Origin of the sequence: Paludibaculum fermentans, assembly GCF_015277775.1 — a bacterium.
GTDB classification, from domain to species: domain Bacteria; phylum Acidobacteriota; class Terriglobia; order Bryobacterales; family Bryobacteraceae; genus Paludibaculum; species Paludibaculum fermentans.
In genome coordinates this window covers 583591-604134 of the sequence record NZ_CP063849.1, presented here as the reverse complement: position 1 = coordinate 604134, position 20544 = coordinate 583591, and the positions used below count along the sequence as shown (strand labels likewise).

Here is a 20544-nt window from a genome sequence, read left to right as displayed (position 1 = left end):
GTCAGCCTCGAATGAAAAGTCGGACCAGCGTCTGGTTCAATAGCATGTTGGCGATTTCGCCGTAGGTGACCGGACCGGTGATCGTGCCGGCCGCACGGCCCTCCAGATGGCAATAGAGGTAGTTCAGCACACAGTTGCAGGCGAACGCCGTCTCGCCGCGATCCTCCAGCAGGCCGTCGAACGCGTGGCTGTAGCCGGGCACCGGCGCCGCCAGTTTGTACTCCACTCCCTCGAAGACAGGCGCGAAGAACTTCACCATGCCGGTCTGGGTGTCGACGGACTCAATGCTGACATTGACGATGGAACCGTTGTAATCGGCCGTCAGCGGCAGCCGCATGTCGGCGTGGCGGCTGTCCAGGTATTGCGCGAACGGAACAGTCTCTCCGCCCACCACACACGAGTTGGTCTGGAACCCGGTATGGGGAAACCGCAGGCCGGCTCCGGTGCCCGGCCGGAACACATTCACAATATCGAGTTCAGCCAGCTTGCCCGGCGGCAGGTCGATATGCATCGCGACAGCACGATCCTCTGAACACTCGCCCGTCCTGCCATCGATCACCTTCGGGCTGAGCCTGGCCGCGCCGTCCAGCGACGAGCCGGAAACCCACCCCACAACCGGCTTTACGAACATACCCGGATAGTGGGCCGCACCCCGCGCATAGCCGGCGTGCACCGCGCTGCCGGACGGCAGGATCAGCACCGTATACCCGTTATCCGCGGCATCTTCCAGCAATCGCGGCAGACTTTCAGCGGAGTGACTGACGATCCGGGCACCCTTCGCACAGGCGGGCACTCGCGTTACGAAAACACGGTCGCGGGAACAGACGCCCCCCTCGAGCTCCATGAAGTAAGCAGTCGTCCCGCCGATCCAGTCACCCTGCGGCAACGCCCGCAGCGCCTGTTCGTTGCCGGCCAGCAGGAGCGGAGTTCCTTGTCTGATTTCCTCGGAAACTTCAGCGATGGTCTGGAGCATGGACTTCTCTTAACTCTCCAAAGCGGCCAGTTCGGCTGCGAGCAGGGATTCGAACTTGACGAAGAACTCGCGGACATGCCGGCCCAGCTCTTCCAGTTGCTCATCCGAAGAGTCGCCCTTGTACCGCAGCCTGATGGTGAACAGCAGCATGTTGAACGAGAGGTTGTTGGAACGCAGCTCTCTTGCACCCGTGACGAGTTGCTTCCAACAGGGATGCTCAGCTGGTGGGATCATCAAACCCTCTGGTCATTCGGTTTATCGACCAATGTGAGTGAAAAGAGTAGGGCTTCTCGGAGGGAGCGTGAAGTACCCGTGGAACCATGCCTCCGCCAAGGACGCCCGGGCCGCGCAGCCCCGGGCTTCCATCCACCCCATCCGTATGAAAATGAACAGTTTCGACCGGTCCCCGCGTTCACCCTCCCCATCCGTCCGCCGCACCCCTATTTTTGGGCAGTCAGGCTGGCCGCCCGTTTCTTCCCCTCGGCTTCCACCAGTTCGTTCATCCGCCCCAGTTGCTTCTCGAGGAAAGCCATGTCGGTGAACGGATCCCCGCCCAGCCGGCCCCAGTACACACGGCCTTTCTTGTCGATCAGCAGCGTCGAATGCAGCTCCATGTCCTCGAAATCGTCATACGAGTGAAAGCGCCGCGCGTTCTCATGCGTGGAGTCCGACAGCAGCCGCACCGCCAGCTCACCGTACTCCTTCAGCCCGCCCTTGTTCTTCGACGGCTCGGCGCTGCTCACCGCCAGCACCACGGTCTCCAGCCCTTCCCAGTCGTCTTTCTTCTTCCCCAGGTCGCTCAACTGCTTCATGCAGTGCGGGCACTCCTGCCCCAGGTAGTAAACCAGGATCACGTTCTTGCCCTTGAACTGCTCCAGAGAAACGCTCTTTCCTGAAGCATCCTTCACCTCGAGCCGCGGAGCCGGATACGGCTCCCACTTCGCCGGCCCATACGACTCCAGCGGGATCCGCGTATACTCCCGCTGCGGACCCGGCGACGAGTCGCGCGGCACCGCTGTAATCCCCGTAGCCTTCGCCTGCTCCAGTAGTTTCAGCCCCGCATCGGCATGACGAGTCTCGAAGAGCAGCCGGGCCATGGCGTTCTGGGCCTTGGCCGTCTCCCCCAGCGCCGCATACGCCCGCACCAGTCCTGACAGCGCGAAGATGTCGTTCGCAACCAGCGTCAGGTCTTTCTCAAACGCCTGTGCGGCCAGCAGCGGGCTTTTCGCCGCCAGATAAGCTTCGCCAAGCGCGTTATACAGCGCCTCGGGATAGAACGGCGGGTCGGCGTACTCACGCTGCAGCGCGAACTCCTTCTCCGCCGCATCCGCCAGCAACCCAATCCCGAAGATCGTCTCGCCCTTGGCGATCGCGATCCGCGCGCGCAGCTCCAGCACATAAGTATCGAAGATCCGCAGCCGGAAATTGTCCTTCTCAAACTCCTTCCGCAGCGGCGGCAGCTCAGCCAGTTTCGTCTCCGCCTCGGAGATCCTGCCCTTGCCCAGATAGGCGCGCGTCTCGAAGTACGCCTTCGACGCCTTCTCCCGCGGGATGTCGCGCCACGGGATCAGCTTCGAGTCCAGCAGCTCGTCCCAGCGCTCAAACTTCAGCAGCACGCGAGCGGCAGCCTGCAGCCCATAGGAATGGCTGCTGTTGGGAATCTCGTTATTGTCGTTCGGATCCAGCGGAGCGTCGATCAACTGCCGCGCGCCAAACAGGGCAGCCTCCGTCATCCCCAACTGCTCCTGGATGTACGACAGGTAATTCCGGTTGTGCCCGTAGTTCCAGTTGTTGAACGGGAATGTGAGGCTGTCGCGCATATACTGTTTCTCGACGCGCGTGGCGGAGTCCATTGAAATCGCCGCCTCGTCCCACATCCCGACGATGCTGTAGATGTGTCCCGGCATGTGCTGGGCATGACCGATCGCGGGCACCGCGTCTGTATATGCGCGGCAGCTCACCAGCGCCTGCTCCGGCTCGTGATAGTCCCAATTGTGGATCCGGTAGTGATGCGCGCCGGGATGCATCGGCTGCCTGGCCAGGATCTCGCGAATGATCATCTCGGTGGCATAGCGGGCATCGCCGAGAGTGGCCAGCGCCAGATACGCCCGCGCCTCCATATCGTCGGGATACTTCACGGCCAGAGTTTCCAGCTTCCTGATATGAGCGGCCCGCTGCGCCTGGTAGGCGCTATCGTCGTCGTTCTTGGCGTCAGCAACGGTGTGGACCGGATCCGGGACCAGGATGGCCTCCCACGCCTCGATATACAGCCGCTCGCGTTCCGTCACGCTGCCCTTGCGTTTGGCCGCCTCCCGGATGAAGTCGGCCGGCCGGTTGCCGCCTCCGGCGCGGCGGTCCGCATTGGCCACCGCCAGCCCCCAGTACGCCATGGCATTCTCGGGCTCCAGCTTCAGGCACCATCGGAACGACCGCTCGGCCTCATAGAACCAGAACGAATGCAGCAGCGCATTGCCCTGGTCGAACCACTTCTGGACTTCAGGGTTCTTGGTGGTAATGGGAAAATGGGCAGTGCCGATCCCGGTCATCGGCCACGGCTTCTGGCGCGGCCCGCTGTCGAAAGCGGCACCATGCGCGGAGTGCCCCGACTTGTAAGCATCGGAAGGACTCAGCGTCTGGGCTGAGGCCAAAGGACAGAGCAAAGCCGCCACGATCCAGGCATCCCGGTAAGCCATATTGCTAGTCAGTATAGCTTCACCAGCCGCAATCACCCGAAGGGGACGGTCATCCGGAGGGGACGTTCATCCCCTGTCCCAAAACGCAAACTGCTCTGAACAACGAAGTCGCCGCAGGTGGACAGGGCGTGAACGTCCCCCACCCTCGAGGCCCACCCCCGAGGCCTCTACTTCAGCCCGGACAGCGTCTCTTTGCTCACCTTGGCCACGATATGCACCAGCGGATCCACTACCTCCGCGATGTCATACCGCACGGACGTCCCCAGCACAACCGCCGACTCATTCGAGCTCAGCTTGTAATCCCGCTCCAGCCAGCGGGCCAGCTCGGTCGTCGCCTGCTGCAGCGCCTCCGGCAATGAATTGGCGATCCCCGAGGCCATCAGCCACTCGGCATCCTCCATCCTCGGAGCCTGCGTGCCCTGCCCCCGGATCACATTCACCGTGAACTCAATGTCCATTGAGGTCTCCAGCGCATCGCCGGTCAGCTCCCCGTCACCCTGCGCCGCATGACCATCGCCCACGAACAGCAGCGCCCCCGGGACATTCACCGGCAGATACACCGTGACGCCCTCGCGCAGCCCGTTGTAGTCCATATTCCCGCCGAACGAGCCCGGATACCCCGTCCGGAACGCCTGGTTCGCCGCAGGAGCCACCGCCACGCACCCCAGCATCGGCCGCAGCTTCACCTTGAAGTTCTTCAGCCGCTCCGTCGGCTTCGCCAGCATCGCGTATCCGGCCGCGCGGTCCAGCTTCCACTCGGAATCGAACTCCGCATCCCGCTTCGCCTCGCGCAGATAGTTTGGCGTCACCGCGCTGCCCACAATCGAGTCCCCACTCCCCGCCGTATCCCGGTTCAGCCGGATCTTGTTGAACTTCACGGCCAGCGTATCGCCCGGCATCGCGCCTTCCACATAGAACGGCCCGGTCTGCGGATTCCCGCCCAGCGACCGCCGCACCCCCTTCGGATCCGTCCCGCCGGCATCCACCGCCCACGTACTCACCGAATCGCCAGGCTGCAGCCGCATCACCGGTTCAATCGCGCCCGAGAACACCCGGTGAAACTTCACCGGCTCAAACGACCGCGTCACCGGACCGCGCTCCTCCAACTTCACCCGCCGGGCCTTCCAGCCAAACTGATCGGACCCCTGGGTGATGGTCCCGCTCATCTCATCGCCGGTCACCCGGCCCTCCAGCACGCCGAAAGGCTTCCCGTTGGGCCGCATCGCGGTGATCTTCACGGAATCGCTTTCCGACGTTCCCGCGAGCTTCAGCTCATTCAGCGTACCGGTGACCTTCGAGTCCTCGGATTTCAATTCCACCCGCGCGGCGCCGAACTCATCGCCAAATCGCACCAGCACAAACTGCCAGGTGCCGGTCAGATCGGCGGAAAAGGCCAGGGTAGGCAACAGGACCAGCGGGAGCGTCCATTTCATAGGGAGGATTCATCCTTTCGCAGGCAACCCGGGCATCCAACCGGGTGTCCAGACCAACTGGAATGAATACGACCGCACCCCGCCAACGGTTACACCCGTCCGCCCAGATTCTCCCCGAGGCGGGGACGTTCATCCCCTGTCCCAAAACGCAAACTGTTCGGAACAACGAAGTCGCCGCAGGTGGACAGGGCGTGAACGTCCCCCACCCCCGAGCTCACCCCCGGCAAACCTTCCCCAGCACAGCCCCCCGTTTCGCCCCCGTAGCCGAAGGCAAATTGGAAGTCCGCCCCTTCAGCGTCTCCGAAGCCAGCACGGCAAACGCGACCGCCTCCTTGGCATCCGCATCAATCCCGTGCACCTCGCTCCGCGACACCTCCGACTCCGGCAGCTCCGCCCGCAAAAACCGCATCAGCGTCTTGTTGTGTACCCCGCCGCCGGCCACAATCACCTCGGCAGGCGGATTCTCTTCCCCATCCGCAAATCGCGCAATCCCGTCAGCAATCGCCGCCGCCGTGAAATACGTAGCCGTCGCCACCGTATCCTCAGTACTCAGCCCCCGTCCAATCAGCGCCTTCACAAACTCGGCCCCATACTGCTCCCGGCCCGCGGTCTTCGGAGGCCGCTGCGAGAAATACTCATCCGTCAGCAGCTCAGCGACAATCTCCGGATGCACCAGCCCTTCCTCGGCAATGGCCCCATCCCGGTCGAACATCAGCTTCCCTTGCGTGTAGTGTGCGACCAACTGGTCAACGACCATATTCCCCGGACCCGTATCGAACGCCACCACCTTCTCCGGACCCAGCCCCGCCGGCAGCCACGTAATATTCGCGATCCCGCCGATATTCAACGCCACCCGAGTCAAATCGTCGTCATGAAACAGCAGGTAATCGACAAACGGCACCAGCGGAGCCCCTTTGCCGCCCGCCGCCATGTCCGCCGGCCGGAAGTCCGACACCACCGTCCGCCCGGTGCGGGCCGCCAGGACATTCCCATCGCCGATCTGCAGCGTACAAGCAATCTTCTTGCCCAGATACTCGACAGCGGTGCCTTCGTGGAATATCGTCTGCCCGTGACAGCCGATCACCTCGACATCCTCTACCGCGATCTTGCCCTTCTTGCAAGTCTGCAGAAACGCGGAGGCGTACAACTCGGCCAGCAGGAAGTTCAGCCGCGCAATCTCCCGCGTATGCGTCTCGCAATTCGAAACGTTCAGCAGCGCGGCCCGCACATCGGCTGAATAAGGCACGGAATGAAACGCCAGCATCTCGACGCCCGTCTTCGACCGCCGCACGACAGCCACATCGATCCCGTCCAAAGACGTGCCCGACATGATCCCGGCGCAGACCATCCCTGCCCCATTCTTCTTTCCCACTAATTCCGGCTTCCCGTTTCGAACTTCTTTCATGACTTCACCTCACTCACCCCAGCAATCCGAGCCGCGCAAACCAACCCGTCCCGCCTACCCGTTCAGCTCTGCCTTCAACTCCGCCAGCAACTGCAACGCCTCAATCGGCTTCAGGTTATCAATGTCCAGCGCGCGAATCCGCTCCGCAATCTGATACCCCACCGGCTCAAACAACTGGATCTGGAAACTCGGCTCCGGCTTACTCTTCCGCCGCGGACCCTCCAACTGCTCACTGACCTTATGCTCCGTCTTCTCGTGCAGCGACAGAATCTCCCGAGCCCGTTCAATCACCGCCATCGGCAGCGCGGCCAGCCGCGCCACCTCAATGCCATAACTTTTATCCGCGCTCCCGGGCTCCACCTTCCGCAGGAAGATCACCTGGTCGCCCACTTCCTTCACCGACACATGCAAATTCCGGATCCCGTCCAGCTTGTCCGCCAGCTCCGTCAGCTCGTGGTAATGCGTCGCAAACAATGTATAGGCGCCGATCCGCTCATGGATATGCTCAATCACAGCCCAAGCCAAAGACAGCCCGTCATAAGTGGCGGTCCCCCGCCCAATCTCATCCAGCACGATCAGCGAATTCGACGTAGCCGTGTTCAGAATGACAGCCGTCTCGGTCATCTCCACCATGAACGTACTGCGCCCGCGAGCCAAATTATCCGACGCGCCAATGCGCGTAAACACCCGGTCCACCAAAGGCAGCACCGCCTCCGTAGCCGGTACAAACGAACCCATCTGCGCCATCACGGCAATCAGCGCCGCCTGCCGCAGGTACGTCGACTTGCCGCCCATATTCGGACCCGTGATGATCGCGATCCGGCTCTTCTCCTGGTCCAGGTACAGGTCGTTCGGAATAAACCGCTGCGCGTCCTTCTCCGTCAACCGCTCGATCACCGGATGCCGCCCGCCCGCAATCCTCAGCTCACCCGACTGCGCCGAAAATTTCGGCCGCGTATACCGGTGATCCAGCGACGCCTGCGCCAGCGAGCAATAGAAATCGATCTCCGCCACCGCCGACGCCGTAGCCCGGATCCGCCCCGACTGCGCCGCCGCCTCCGCCCTCACTTCCGCGAAAATCGCCCGCTCCAGCTCGTTCGCCTTGTCCTCTGCATCCAGGACCTTCGACTCCAGCTCCTTCAACTCCGGAGTCGTAAACCGCTCCGCATTCACCAGCGTCTGCTTGCGCTCGTAATCCGCCGGAGCCAGGTGCTTGTTCGCATTCGAGATCTCGATATAGAACCCGAAGACGTTGTTGAACCGCACCTTCAACGACCCGATGCCCGTCCGTTCCCGCTCACGCAGCTCAATCGCCGCGATGATCTGCCGCGAGTTCTTCGCCAGGTTCCGCAGCTCGTCCAGCTCCGCGTTATACCCGGCCCGCACCACGCCGCCGTCGTTCAACGTCACCGGAGGCTCATCCGCAATCGCCGCCAGAATCTTGTCCCGCACCTCGGCCACGTCATCCAACTGCTCGCGCACCGCAGACAGCAGCGTCGCCGTAGCCTTCTCCAGCAACGGCCGCAGCAGCGGGATCCGAGCCAAAGTCCGGCCCAACCCCAGCGCATCCCGGGGATTCGCGGTCCCCACGGCAATCCGCGACAGCAGCCGCTCGACATCGAGCATCCCGCCCATCACCTCGCGCAGCTTCGCCCGCTCCACCGTAGCCGACCGCAGCCACTCCACCGCATCCAGCCGCGCCTCAATCTCCGCCCGGTCCAACGACGGCCGCAGCAGGCGCCGCTGCAGCAGCCGCCCGCCCATGCCCGTCTGTGTCAGATCCAGAACACTCAGCAGCGTGGAATCCCGCTTGGCGTCCAAATCGGCCGAGAACATCGGCTCGACCAGTTCCAGATTCCGCACCGTCACCGCGTCCAGCAGCATGGCCCCGGCCCGGTCGAAATACGCCGGGCGATCCAGGTGATCCAAAGCGGACTTCTGCGTCTCCCGCAGGTACGCCAGAATCGCCCCCGCCGCCGAAACCGCCAGCCGCTTATCCGCGAGCCCGACCCCATCCAGAACGAGTAACTGGAAATGGTCCTTGAGACTCTGCTCGGCGTAGTCGGTGGTGAACGTCCACGCGTCCACCGGAGTCTTCACCCACCGCCCCTCCGGAGCCTTCCCGGACCCCTCGGGCACCAGCAGTTCCCGGACCTTCAACTGTTCCAGGGACGCAGCCGCATCGGCCTGGTCCATCTCGGTAGCACGAAACTCGCCGGTGGAGATATCGACGTAAGCCAGCCCGGCCCGGTCGCCCTTATAAGCGACAGCGGCCAGGAAGTTGTTCTCGTGCGACCGCAGCAGCGCCGCCTCGGTCACAGTGCCCGGAGTGATGATGCGCGTAATCTCGCGCCGCACAATCTTCTTGGTCTGCCGCGGGTCTTCCATCTGATCGCAGATGGCCACGCGGTAGCCCTTCTGGATCAGGCGCGCAATGTAATTCTCAGCGGCATGCGCGGGCACCCCGCACATCGGCACGGGCTCGCCTTTTTCTTTATTCCGGGAGGTGAGCGTAATCTCGAGCTCTTTGGCGGCCGTCACGGCATCGTCAAAGAACAGCTCATAGAAATCGCCCAGGCGGAACAGCATCAGGGCATTCGGAGCCTGCTGTTTGGCGGCGTGATATTGCCGCATCAGCGGCGTAGTCGGTTCGCCGGCCACTATAGCCCCAACCGCGCAATCGAATTCATTTCAACTGAGCGCCACCCGGACCGCTCCAACCCGGTCCGGCGAAGAACGAACCACTTCGAATCAATCAAACAACCCTCACCTCTGGTAAGCCATACCAACCCCTGGGACGGCGGACCCCCTGGTCCGCAGCCGACCCCCTGGTCGGCTCCCCGAAGAACCCAGCCAAAACCACGCTCATCACCCGATCCGTCCACCAACCTGAACCTACCCCCAACGAACCACGAGCGAAAGCGAGTGGTCCCCACCGCGACCCGATCCCAGGCCCCACCCCCAGTCCCGGAGCGTAAGCGACGGGCTAACCCGTCCCCCGCCCCACGGCGAACCGCGACCGGCAACAAGCGGGCACCCGTCCACCCACCCTCAGTCCCGGAGCGTAAGCGACGGGCTAACCCGTCCCCTACCCCGCTGCGAACCGCGACCGGCAACGAGCGGGCACCTGTCCACCCACCCCCAGTCCCGGAGCGAAAGCGACGGGCTAACCCGTCCCCCGCCCCACTGCGAACCGCGACCGGCAACGAGCGGGCACCTGTCCACCCACCCCCAGTCCCGGAGCGTAAGCGACGGGCTAACCCGTCCACCTTCCGCACACCTCCGTCCACACGCGAGGAGGCGCGCCCGAAAGCGCGCCCCCCGCACCAATCAACCTGGGAAACCAAAACATCCATCACTAGGCGTAAATCCCGCGCAGCTTGATCGCAAACGCCACCCGGTCCAACGCCAGCATGTACGCCGCGGCCCGGTTGTGCACCTTGTGGCGCTCCCCGTAATCCACGACATCCTTAAAGGAGTTCACCATGATCTCCTCCAGCCGCCCGTTCACCAGTTGCTCGTTCCAGAAGAAGCCCTGCCGGTCCTGTACCCATTCGAAATAGGAAACGGTGACCCCGCCGGCATTCGCCAGAATGTCAGGGATCACAAAAATCCCCTTCTCTTCCAGGATCTTATCCGCCACGGCCGTCGTCGGCCCGTTCGCGCCCTCGCAAAGAATCTTGGCCTTGATCCTCGCGGCGTTGCCCGAGTGAATCACATTCTCCTTGGCCGCCGGCACCAGCACATCGCACTCCAGGAACATCGCCTCGTGCTTGTCGATCGCCTCCGCCTCGGGATACCCGACCACCGTGCCCGTCGCCTGCTTATACTTCATCAGCGCTTCCGGATCGATCCCGTTCGAGTTGTACAGCGCGCCGTCCCACTCGATGATGGAGATCACCTTCATGCCGGCCTTGTGCATCAGCTTCGCGGCCTTGCCGCCCACATTGCCGAAGCCCTGCACAACGACCTTCGTCTGCGCCGGATCCATCCGGAACTTCCGCAGCGCCTGCAACGTGACGAACAGGCAACCCCGTCCGGTCGCCTCCACCCGGCCCCGCGAGCCACCCAGGTTCAGGGGCTTGCCGGTCACCACGGCCGTCACCGTCGTCCGCTTGTGCATGGAGTAGGTGTCCATGATCCAAGCCATCGTCTGTTCATTCGTATTCATGTCCGGAGCCGGCACATCGCGCTCCGGCCCAATGATGTCGATCAGCTCAGCCGTGTAGCGCCGGGTGATCCGTTCCAGTTCGTTCTGGGACAGGATCGCGGGGTCGCAAATCACACCCCCCTTGCCGCCGCCAAACGGGATGTTCACCACGGCGCACTTCCACGTCATCCAGGACGCCAGCGCCTTGACTTCGTCCAGAGTCACATCGGGAGCGAAGCGGATCCCACCTTTGGCCGGCCCGCGGGCCAGCGAATGCTGAACACGATATCCAGTAAAAACTTCTAAACGGCCGTCATCGAGTTGGACAGGAATATGGACAGTCATCTCCAGGGCTGGGGAACGCAGCACCTTCTGGAGACCATCGTCCAAGCCGAGCAACAGGGCGGCTTCATTGAAGCGGGCCTCGGCAGCGAGCCAGGGGTTAAACTCCCGGTCGAGAGCGGCATCGCTGTCAGGTTTCGTGGCTTCGAGGATCATTGATGATCACCTCCGCCCCCATTATGCCCTAGCGCTCAATCAGTTGGTACGGTACTCCAACCGATCAGCATCAAATTATCCGGGAACCGTAAAGAACCAACACCTCCCAACAGTGGGTGTCACCCGCCAGTCCAGCAGAAGCCCGTCCCGAGCCCCCACCACTCCGCCCAAACCAACGAACCCGCGGGGACGGTCCGTCTCTCCCCGAACCACTGCCCCAACCCCACACCCAACTCCCCCCCAGCCTTACCCCCGGCGCAAGCCGGGGGCCCGCCCCAATCCCAACGGCCCCCACCACCAACAGGACACTCACCCCCGGAGATCCACCCGCCGAATCACCCCTCCCGAAACACGATAAGATAAACACATCCGAAATAATCAATATCTCGATTCCCAAAAAATCGATCGCACATTTCGCCCGACCAAAACCGGAGCCCATCCCGTGAAACTCGCAATTCTCGCCCTCCTCCTAGCCGCCTCCCTGCAAGCCCAAATCGCCAGCCTCAGCACGACCGACGATGGCAGCATCCTCTACTTCACCACGCCCTCCATCCAAGAGGGCGCCGCTCAACCCGCCCATGGCAAATCCTTCCGAATCGACGCCCAGGGCCTCGCCCTCCAGGAAGCCCGGACCCTGGAAATGGTCGAAGCCCCGGTAAACAGAATCTCGAATTACTACAACATTTCCGGCATCGACGTCTCCGGAGACGGCCGCATCAGCGCCATCGCCGCCAGCCGCCTCTGCCGCGAAAACATCTGCGGCTCAATGGTCAACACCGTCACCACGGTGCGCGGCCGGGGCGAACCCCTCGACTACGCCGGACCCGCCCGCCTCAGCCAGAACGGCCGCTACCTCGCCGCCACCATCACCGGCATCCCCCGACCCACCGGAGCCCGCCGCAGCGAGTGGGATCTCGAAACCGGAGAATCCTGGCCCCTCCCCTACAACTCCTTCGCCCCCTCCGGCCGCATGATCACCAACGACGGCACAGTCCTGCTCAAGTACGACGACGACCTCCAACTGTTCCAGCGCGGAGCCCTCCAACGCGTCACCTTCCAGAGCGAAACCATCGAAGGCGCCGCCATCGACGCCGAAGGCCGCTCCATCATCTTCACTTCCCGTTGGCCCGCGCCCTACAACCAGTACAGCCGGGTCCGCCGCCTCGACCTCACCTCCGGCGAACTCGTCACCGTGCTGGAGGGCCCAGCCGACTTCAGCCAGCCCGCCGTCAGCAACGACGCATCCCTCATCCTCACCGTCAGCGGCAGCCAGGTCTTCGTCCTCAACGCCGACGGCACCGGAGTCCGCCAACTCACCAGCGAAACCGACGGCATCCAGACCGCCATCCTCTCCGGCAATGGCCGCGTCGCCTACGCCCTCACCTTCGGAGGGCGACTGCTCCGCATGGAAGTCGAGGAGCCCAAAGTAACGGAGATCCTAGGCCGCACCGCCCACGTGGAAACGGAATCTCTCCACGGAGCCATCGGCTCGGCCATGCTGATCAAAGGGACCGCCCTGGATGAACCGGATCTCCAGGTGACCATCGGAGGCCGGCCCGCGCCCATCCTCCAGGCCAAGCCCGGCGAACTCCTCGTTCAGGTGCCCTGGGAGTGCGCCGCTGCCCCCGAAACCCAGGTGGTCTTGCAGACCCAGGCGGAGTACCCGCTTGTGGAACCCCAGCAATTCCAGGCCGCCGTCAACACCCTCTACCCGGACATCTACGATGTGCCGAGGCACGCGGACACGCAGCAACCCGTAACCCTGGACAACCCGGCCCTGCCCGGAGAGTCGCTCTATTTCTATGCCCTAGGCCTCGGCCCGGTAGCGGCCCCGGTAGAGACAGGCAAGCCCCAACCCGCAACGCCGGAGCCAACGCTCCAGAACAATCTCCTCTGCAGTTGGAACACTTCCGACCCTTCATCCCGTCTCGAGATGCCGTATGCGGGCCTGGTGCCCGGCCAATTCGGGCTCTACCAGGTGAACCTCGTAATGCCGGCGCGTCTTCCATCGACGCCCGATCACCTCCAGCGAGTAGTCTGCGAATTCAAGACAGACCCGAACCCACAATTGCTGAGGTTCGACCTGGCCCTCCAACCCTAGCGCCGTCGGCGACACCGCCGAGGACGTCTCCCCAGCCCAAGCCATCCCAACGCAACCAGCCGCGGGGACGGTCCTCTCTGCCCCCAGCCAAAGAAGCCCCAAGGCACAAGAAGGTCGACGTGGGCAGAGCGGACCGTCCCCCCACCAACGGAAGTTCCCTCAACCTCAGCCCCCACCCCGCCCAAAAGCCCCCCCAGCCTTACCCCCGGCGCAAGCCGGGGGCCCGCCCCAATCCCAACGGCCCCCTCCACCAACAGTCCCCTCCTCAATGAGCCAACCCCGTCACCCCCTGCACCGACACCACCGCCCCGGCCTCCACCAAAACCCGTCTCAACCGGGGATACGGCACATCCTGCACAGCCCCGTCCGCCAACGCCGCCGCCACCCCCGCCGCCTGCCCCAGCGCCATGAACGTCCACTCCAACCGCACCGCCCCGTACGCCACATGCGACGACGACGGACACGCAGCCGCCAGCAGATTCACCGCCTCCCGCCGTCTCGGCGTCAAAGCCCGGTACGGAATACTGAACGGCCCCCACTCCTGCCCGCCAAACACAAACCCTTCGTTATAAGCCGCCCCATCCTTCACAATCCGCCGCACATGGTGTACATCCGGAGGCCAATACGCCACCGCCACCCCATCCTCCACCAGCGGAGCATTCACCCGCCGCGTATGCGCCTCCGTCAACACATAATCAGAGACCATCCGCCGCGCATCCCGCACATAGATCTGCCGCGGCCACCCCCCGTTATCGGTGAACTCGTCCTTGCACAGACCCCACGCCCGCCAGGCCGCCCGCACACTCTCCGGCAGCCCCGCATCGTGCGCAAGAAAGTACAGCAGTCCCCACGTAAACTCCAGGTGCTGCTGATACACCTGCGCCCGCACCGCATACGACCCGCCCGGATACGCAGAGTTCATCCCATACAGATTCGCCGAAAGGTCGTGCCACGACCCCAGGTCCGTCTTCCCATTCGGCACGTTCTCCTGCGGGGCAAACAGATGCCCACCCGCCTTCGCATACCGCCGGTAGATCTCATACTGCGCAGGATCATAGTGGGCCGGCTGACTGATCGCGAGCCGGTTCTCCGGCCGCCGCGTCAAGCACAACCGAAAGCAGTACCCCTGCACCCGGGCATCGCCAGAGCCCGGCACCCCGAACTCCTCATCCTGGATTGTTGCAATCAACCCGCTCGAAGCCACCCCGGGTACCTTGTAAGGATCCACCCGCACCGGAAACTGCCGGTAATCGTTCACCGCCCGGATCCCGTTCATCTTCTCCCCATACTTCGAGTTCGACTCCCGGCCGATCACCGTCTCCACTCCCGCCGCGAACAGCAGGTCGCCTTCAATCGAAGCGTCGATGAACTGCCGCCCCTCGAACACCTCGCCCGACTCCGTCACGATCGCCTTCAACCTCTTGCCCTCGTCCCAAACCACGGCCGAGGGGAGCGGCTCCTTCAGCCGCCGGGCCCGAAACACCGGGACATGATTCTGTTCCAACATGTCCTCGAACACCGCCTCGGCCACATGCGGCTCAAACCGCCACACCGGCTTCGGCTTCCCATACTTCTGGCCGACTCGCGTGTAAAATTCGAGCGCCAATCCGCCCACGGCTATACTGTTTCGGAAGTCGTGATTATCGATATCCGATCCGCCGAGGCCCTCCACCGAGATCCCCCCGACATGTTTCTCCGGAGCGACCAGGGCCACTTTCTTGCCCATCCGGGCGGCCTGGACAGCCGCGGTGACTCCCGCGGCTGTCCCACCGTAAACGACCACATCCTGCACCGTTCGCGCGGCGCCAAACAAGTTGACACCGGCAAGTAATATTGTTGCTTTCGTCAAGCAATGGAGATTCATGACTAGAAGAGGAACTTCAACGCCAACTGGATGTTCCGCGGACCCGTATTCGTCGCCAACGACCGGATCGTCCCGAAGCTACCCGAACTGATGTTCGCCGTCGGATTGCCGAATGTGGGCGTGTTCGTCAGGTTAAAGAACTCTGCCCGGAACTGTACCTTGTAGCGCTCTTTCAACCGGAAGTTCTTCAGCACCGAAAGGTCAATGTTCTGCATGCCGTCGGTCCGCACGGTCGGGAGATTGCGCGGAGCATTCCCAAACGTAAACGGCTGGATCGGAGCGAACGCCGCCTTGTTCAACCAATTGTCGATGTTTGGATTGCTAACTGACGGATCTCCAATCAGATCAGGCCGCCCGCCGCCGAACGCCGGAGCATTCGCCGTCACCGAAATCACGTTGCCGCTTTGCAGCGTGACGATCGGGTTGAGCTGCCACCCGCCGAGCACCGCCTTCGCGAGCCCCTTCGAATCCTTCAGGAACGGCAGCTCGTAACTCGCTGTCATCACAAGGCGTTGCGGCAGATCGGAGGTCGACACCGCGCGCTCCGCCCGCAGGTTGTCCCAGTTCTGCACGCCGTTGTCCCCACCATCGGCGAAGCCGTTGACTCCATTGCCCAGATTGTTGTCGATGAGCTTCGAGAAGGTGTACGAAGCCAGCAGCGACAACCCGTGCGAGAAACGCTTCTCCAGCCGCATCGTCGCGGCGTGGTAGATCGAATCGGCCCACGAGTCCAAACCGCTGGAGCCGCTGAACTGCGGATAGTAGTTCAACAGCGTCGCCCGGGTCACGTTCGCCTGCGCCAGCGGACCCGTTTTCACGATGGCAGCAAAGGGGTTAGGCACCAACTGCTGCAGCGCAGTACCCTGCGACAGCGTCGACTGCGGCAGGTAGTGAAACGTCCTGTTGGCCGGCAACGAGACGCCCCGGTTGCCCATGTACCCCAGCTCCACAATCCAGCCTCCGCCCAGCTCCTGCTGCACGTTGAAGTTCCACTGTTGGCTGTACCCGCGCTGTAGATTCAACAGGTTGCCGCCGATGCTCGTGCCGATCCCGGTCAGAAGACCCTGCGACGACCCGCTGGGCAGGTTGATGCCATCCGGAAACGGATTGGCGATGTTGCCTGTCGGCGTAAAGCCGCCATCCACCGAGGTCACCATCGACGAACTGGCCGAGAAGCCGCTCTGGCCCACGCGAATGATCACACCGGTCGTGGGCAGGTGCAGGATGCCGTAGCTGGCGCGCAGCACCGTTTTCTTAAACAGTTGATACGAAAGGCCTAGGCGCGGCTCGAAGTCCTTGTACGACACCTGGCGGTTGCCCCGGCCCAAGCCGTTGACACCCGGATAGACCAGGCCGCCGGTCATGTTCACACCGCCGCTGGAGTACGAGGCCGTCGGATCCCACATGGACATCGCATTATATCGATCAGTGAGAGCACCTTCCACCTCATACCTCAAGCCAAGGTTTAAGGTGATACGCGGAGTCACCTTCCAATCGTCCTGCGCGTAGACAGCGCCGTAAGGAACTTGGTAAGTGACAGTCGGGCAACGGGTTAACCCGCCGCTGCTGGCGTCGCCCAGCAGGAACGAGGCATACCCGAAGCCGGCATTCGTGGCCGTCGCATTCGGGTCGGAGCCCTGCGTGAACCCACGCCCAAAACCCAGCGCCAGAATCGAGCCGCACATCTGGTTGTTGTTGGCGCGATAGGTCCGGAACTCCGTGCCAAATTTGAGGTTATGCGCCGAGCGGATCCACGTGACCGACCCCGCCGCCGTGTAGGAATCGTTAGCCTGGATCAGGTGATCGTCCGCGGCCGCGCCGAGCCCGCTCATGTCGCCGACACTGAAACTGGGGAAGACCGGTAACTGCATCTGGCTGTTGACGATAGCATTCATCGAGAGCTTGGTGACATCAAAGCCGTAGCTGCGCGTCACGCGCGGCGTGAAGTAGCGATTCAAACCCACGCGGGTCTCCAGCAGCAGGGTCGGCCGCAGCGTCTCTATGTAGCTGAGAACAGCGCTGTTGCGCTTGAACGGCAGGTCGCTCGTGTTGGTCTCCGCCACGTTGTCATAGAAGTTGGAGGAGCCCCGGAACGTCTTGTCATAGGTATAGCGCCCGAAGATGCGGCGGCTCTGGTTGAAGTTATGATCGACTCGCACTCCATAAACGTCTTTATCGACCGGCGCCGAGGCCTGGCCGAAGAAGTTGTTGGTCCGGGTGAAAGCGTTGCCTGCCGTATTAGAGGCTGGATAGTAGGAGGACACGGCGGCCGCTACCGCGTTGATTCGATTGGCCGGAATCGCATTGCCGGGCAGCGGGCTGCGCAGGTACGAGCCCGGCTTGGCCGGATTGGGAACGGTCGTCAGGGGATCGTAGATCTGCACCTGCCGGCCCGCGGCGTCCAACGTCTGGCTGAAGTCGCCCTTGCGTTGCAGGTCGGTCGGAACCGTGCGGAAGGTCTGGTCCTGGCCGCGCTGGGCGACCTTCTCCCAGTTGAAGAAGAAGAACGTCTGGTCTTTCCTGACTGGCCCGCCCAGCGTGGCGCCGTACTGGTTGAAGACGAACGGAGCGCGCTTCGCCCCGGCGTAGTTGCTGAAGAAGCTGTTGGCGTTTAACTGCTTATTTTTCAGGAACTCAAAGGCCGAACCGTGCCAGTCGTTCGTACCCGCCTTGCTGACGAAATTGGCGATGCCGCCGCCCGTCCGGCCATACTCGGCGCTGGGGTTGCGCGTGATGACGCGGAACTCTTCCGTGGCATCCGGTGAGAGAGTAATCTGGATGCCGCCCGAGGCAAAGTTCTCTGCCGCGACTCCATCCACCATGAAGTTGTTGGTACTGGGGGCGCCTCCGGCGATCGATACCCGGGAGCCGTCGAAGCTCGAAACGGTCATGCCGCCAAACGACCCGACCGGTCGCACACCGGGCACTAAGTTCGCCAGCAGCAAGGGGTTGCGGCCGCTCAGCGGCAGATCGACCACGCGCTGGTTGGGGACAACCGTCGATACCGAGGTAGTCTCCGTGCTCAGCAATCCGGCTGACGCGACCACCTCCACCGTCTCGCTCACCTGGCCCATCTCCAGCCGGATATCGAGGCGGAGCGACTGGCCTTCCTCTAATAACAAGTCCTTATTTCTTGAGCCTTTGAAGCCTTTCATCTCAACCACTACTTCGTACCGGCCGCGCGGCAGCAGCGGAGCGGTGTAGTACCCCTCGGAGCTCGTCACGACCAGGCGTGACGTCCCGGTATCGGTGGCGATGATATTGACGGTGGCTCCGGCGACGGGGGCATCGGTCGGATCCTTCACCATTCCAGTAATTTGGGCGTTCTGTGCCAGGGCTGACAGGGCCAGCGAGAAGGCAAGCAACGCCGTGACAGACAGTGTCCTGAAGCGCATTATGGATTGACTCCCTCTTGAACGGGCAGTGAATAGAGATCCAGCGCCGCCCTCGCCCGCGAGACTGGGCCGGGAGGCAGTGGAGGTAGCGAATTGGAGCGGAAACGGTTCAACAAGTTTCTCCACTCTTGTGACGTAACTAGTTGATCCGGAAGAAATTGACGAGCAGTAGCCGGCTTGGCAAAGCCGGCGTGAACAGGGCCGCGATAGGGACCGGCCTGGGGCCACAGCGGCGGCAGGCCCAGCAATTCCAGCACGTGCTGGTCGTGCAGCGTCTCGACATCACGGAACGCCCAATGCGTATATGGGACGTCCGTAAAATGATGGCCGCTGACGCTGGGCCAGAGCCCGAAGTGCTTTACAATCAGTGCGGCGGCCTGGGCCCGGGTGAGCGAAGCGTCGGGGTGGAAGGTCCGATCCGGGAAGCCGCGGAAGGAACCGCGCAGCGAGAGCGTCTCGATCGCCTCGAACGCGGGGTGATCCAGCGGAAGATCCCAGTAGAAAACCAGCCGGGCCTTCTGCCTGAGCAACTCGCTTTGTACTTTGCTGACAGCCAGTTGGCGCGGGCTGACCTGTGTTTTGGCGGAAAGCGCGGCCGCGACGCCGGCGGCTTGGCCAAGGACCGTCCAGGTGGGATCCATGCGGACGGCCGAGAACGACACGTGGGTCGCGGAGAGCGCCGTGGGCACCAGCAGCCCCTCCACCTGTTTGGGGACCATCGCTCCGTAAGGCACTTGGAACGCGGTGGTTACGTCGATCAGATAGAAGTCGCCCTCGCCCTTGTCCGGCTTCGTGAAGTCCGTCTTGGGCCGGACCGGCTTGGCGTCGATGGGGTACTCCCCGACGGCGATGCTGTCCGGCCGGAAGGGCGTCAGCCAGGTGTTGCCGCTCAGGAAGGGGTTGATGTCGGCTTCGGTCATCATGACCTCCCCCTCAACCCGCCGCGCCTCGCGGATAAATACCCGGTAGGGCAAATTCCCGTTGTCGACGAACTCGTCGTCGGCCAACCCCAGATCAGTCCGGCCGAGATCGTGCTGCAGATAGTAGAGATAGCTGAGTGCCCGATTCTTGTGGAGTTCGTAGAGTCTCCGGCGCTCCGCGAGGGAACCCTCCGGCCAGGTCCAGTTCAGCTCCTGGATCTCGTTGCCGATCGGGTTCACGTTCATCTCGAACTTTTCGCCAGGAACCTCTGTAGATAAACCCTTTGAGCTGTACTTGAACTGCTCGGGATCGTAGCCGGCGGGGCGAGCGACGAGGGGTGCACCGGAAGGGTACTTTTTGATACAGACCCGCAAACCGGACGACGGAATCGCCTGATCCTGGCGTCCGGTCGAGCCCGGCAGGATCTCGTTGGTGGCGTTGTAAAAGAACATGTGGCCGGCATGCGGCTCGAGCGGAGAGCGGGCTTCCCGGCCAACACGATAGGGTGCGCCGGCCCAGGCGGCGATGTCGCCTTCATGCGTGGCGTCGACCACGACCTTCGCCAGGACGGTGCTCTTCTGACCTTTTTCGTCTTCGAAATGGACCCCGACGATGCGCCGGCCGTCCATGACAACTCCCGTGGCGACAGTGCGATAGCGGATCTGGAGATTGGGGTACCGGGCGGCCATCTGCTGGAAGATACGGGCGGCGACGTGGGGCTCCCAGCGGCCTCCGGCTTCGGCCTGATGGGCCGCGAACGAATGTCCATCGACATGGGAGGCTTTGTGCGGAGGAAGAGGCCCCGAGTAGCCGTAGTGCGCCCGAACCTGTTGACGGAACTCATCAAAGACGCCGCTCAACGACTCGTAGGAGTAGGAATCAATGTTGGAGATGCCGTTGGAGAGCATGCCGCCCAGGACGGGGGTGTCTTCGACCAGGAGGACGGAACCGCCGAGCCGGGCGGCTCCGATGGCGGCTCCGATGCCGGAACTGCTGCCGCCGACGATCAGGACATCGACCTGGGCGTGGCAGGCCGTGGCCACAAAGAGCAGAAACGCGATGCGAGACATACCGTTTTAGCCATGAAACGCCAGGCGGGCAGCGGCGGGCC

At 63.0% G+C, this 20544-nt stretch carries 11 protein-coding genes; 1 reads left to right on the top strand and 10 read right to left on the bottom strand.

Going from position 1 to position 20544, the window contains the following annotated elements:
- Position 1: 1 nt before the first annotated feature.
- From IRI77_RS02360 to IRI77_RS02330, 7 genes are all read right to left on the bottom strand, one after another.
- On the bottom strand, positions 2-973 hold the full coding sequence (locus IRI77_RS02360; protein WP_194450487.1) for a DUF6976 family protein: 972 nt from the start codon (positions 971-973) through the stop codon (positions 2-4).
- A gap of 9 nt (positions 974-982) precedes the next feature.
- A complete protein-coding gene (locus IRI77_RS02355) occupies positions 983-1207 on the bottom strand; it encodes a hypothetical protein (RefSeq protein ID WP_194450486.1) in 225 nt (74 codons plus the stop codon).
- Between the two features lie 206 nt (positions 1208-1413).
- The gene (locus IRI77_RS02350) at positions 1414-3666 is read right to left on the bottom strand and encodes a redoxin domain-containing protein (RefSeq protein WP_194450485.1); all 2253 of its coding nucleotides are present in this window, start codon (positions 3664-3666) and stop codon (positions 1414-1416) included.
- Between the two features lie 167 nt (positions 3667-3833).
- A complete protein-coding gene (locus IRI77_RS02345; RefSeq protein WP_194450484.1) occupies positions 3834-5099 on the bottom strand; it encodes an acetamidase/formamidase family protein in 1266 nt (421 codons plus the stop codon).
- Between the two features lie 214 nt (positions 5100-5313).
- Entirely contained in the window at positions 5314-6504 is a 1191-nt protein-coding gene (locus tag IRI77_RS02340; protein WP_228486563.1) for an anhydro-N-acetylmuramic acid kinase, read from the bottom strand.
- A 54-nt stretch (positions 6505-6558) separates the two neighbouring features.
- Positions 6559-9165 carry a DNA mismatch repair protein MutS gene (mutS, locus tag IRI77_RS02335; RefSeq protein WP_228486562.1) on the bottom strand — a complete coding sequence of 869 codons (2607 nt, stop codon included), beginning with the start codon at positions 9163-9165 and terminating at the stop codon, positions 6559-6561.
- Between the two features lie 697 nt (positions 9166-9862).
- On the bottom strand, positions 9863-11152 hold the full coding sequence (locus IRI77_RS02330; RefSeq protein WP_194450483.1) for a Glu/Leu/Phe/Val family dehydrogenase: 1290 nt from the start codon (positions 11150-11152) through the stop codon (positions 9863-9865).
- A gap of 442 nt (positions 11153-11594) precedes the next feature.
- On the opposite strand from IRI77_RS02330, the gene IRI77_RS02325 reads away from it, so the two are divergent.
- Positions 11595-13253, top strand: coding sequence for a hypothetical protein (locus IRI77_RS02325; RefSeq protein WP_194450482.1), 1659 nt, complete (start codon positions 11595-11597; stop codon positions 13251-13253).
- A 265-nt stretch (positions 13254-13518) separates the two neighbouring features.
- Here the strand turns inward: IRI77_RS02325 and IRI77_RS02320 are convergent, their stop codons facing one another.
- The 3 genes from IRI77_RS02320 to IRI77_RS02310 are packed head-to-tail and all read right to left on the bottom strand — an operon-like array spanning position 13519 to position 20503.
- The gene (locus IRI77_RS02320) at positions 13519-15102 is read right to left on the bottom strand and encodes an FAD-dependent oxidoreductase (RefSeq protein ID WP_194450481.1); all 1584 of its coding nucleotides are present in this window, start codon (positions 15100-15102) and stop codon (positions 13519-13521) included.
- 17 nt (positions 15103-15119) lie between these two features.
- A complete protein-coding gene (locus IRI77_RS02315; RefSeq protein WP_194450480.1) occupies positions 15120-18512 on the bottom strand; it encodes a TonB-dependent receptor in 3393 nt (1130 codons plus the stop codon).
- Positions 18512-20503, bottom strand: coding sequence for an FAD-dependent oxidoreductase (locus IRI77_RS02310; RefSeq protein ID WP_194450479.1), 1992 nt, complete (start codon positions 20501-20503; stop codon positions 18512-18514). The genes IRI77_RS02315 and IRI77_RS02310 overlap by 1 nt, the downstream gene beginning before the upstream one ends.
- Positions 20504-20544: the final 41 nt, after the last annotated feature.

Coding starts and splice junctions, on each gene's coding strand:
- IRI77_RS02360 (WP_194450487.1), bottom strand. CDS start 973: ATGCTCCAGACCATCGCTGAAGTTTCCGAGGAAATCAGACAAGGAACT.
- IRI77_RS02355 (WP_194450486.1), bottom strand. CDS start 1,207: ATGATCCCACCAGCTGAGCATCCCTGTTGGAAGCAACTCGTCACGGGT.
- IRI77_RS02350 (WP_194450485.1), bottom strand. CDS start 3,666: ATGGCTTACCGGGATGCCTGGATCGTGGCGGCTTTGCTCTGTCCTTTG.
- IRI77_RS02345 (WP_194450484.1), bottom strand. CDS start 5,099: ATGAAATGGACGCTCCCGCTGGTCCTGTTGCCTACCCTGGCCTTTTCC.
- IRI77_RS02340 (WP_228486563.1), bottom strand. CDS start 6,504: ATGAAAGAAGTTCGAAACGGGAAGCCGGAATTAGTGGGAAAGAAGAAT.
- IRI77_RS02330 (WP_194450483.1), bottom strand. CDS start 11,152: ATGATCCTCGAAGCCACGAAACCTGACAGCGATGCCGCTCTCGACCGG.
- IRI77_RS02315 (WP_194450480.1), bottom strand. CDS start 18,512: ATGCGCTTCAGGACACTGTCTGTCACGGCGTTGCTTGCCTTCTCGCTG.
- IRI77_RS02310 (WP_194450479.1), bottom strand. CDS start 20,503: ATGTCTCGCATCGCGTTTCTGCTCTTTGTGGCCACGGCCTGCCACGCC.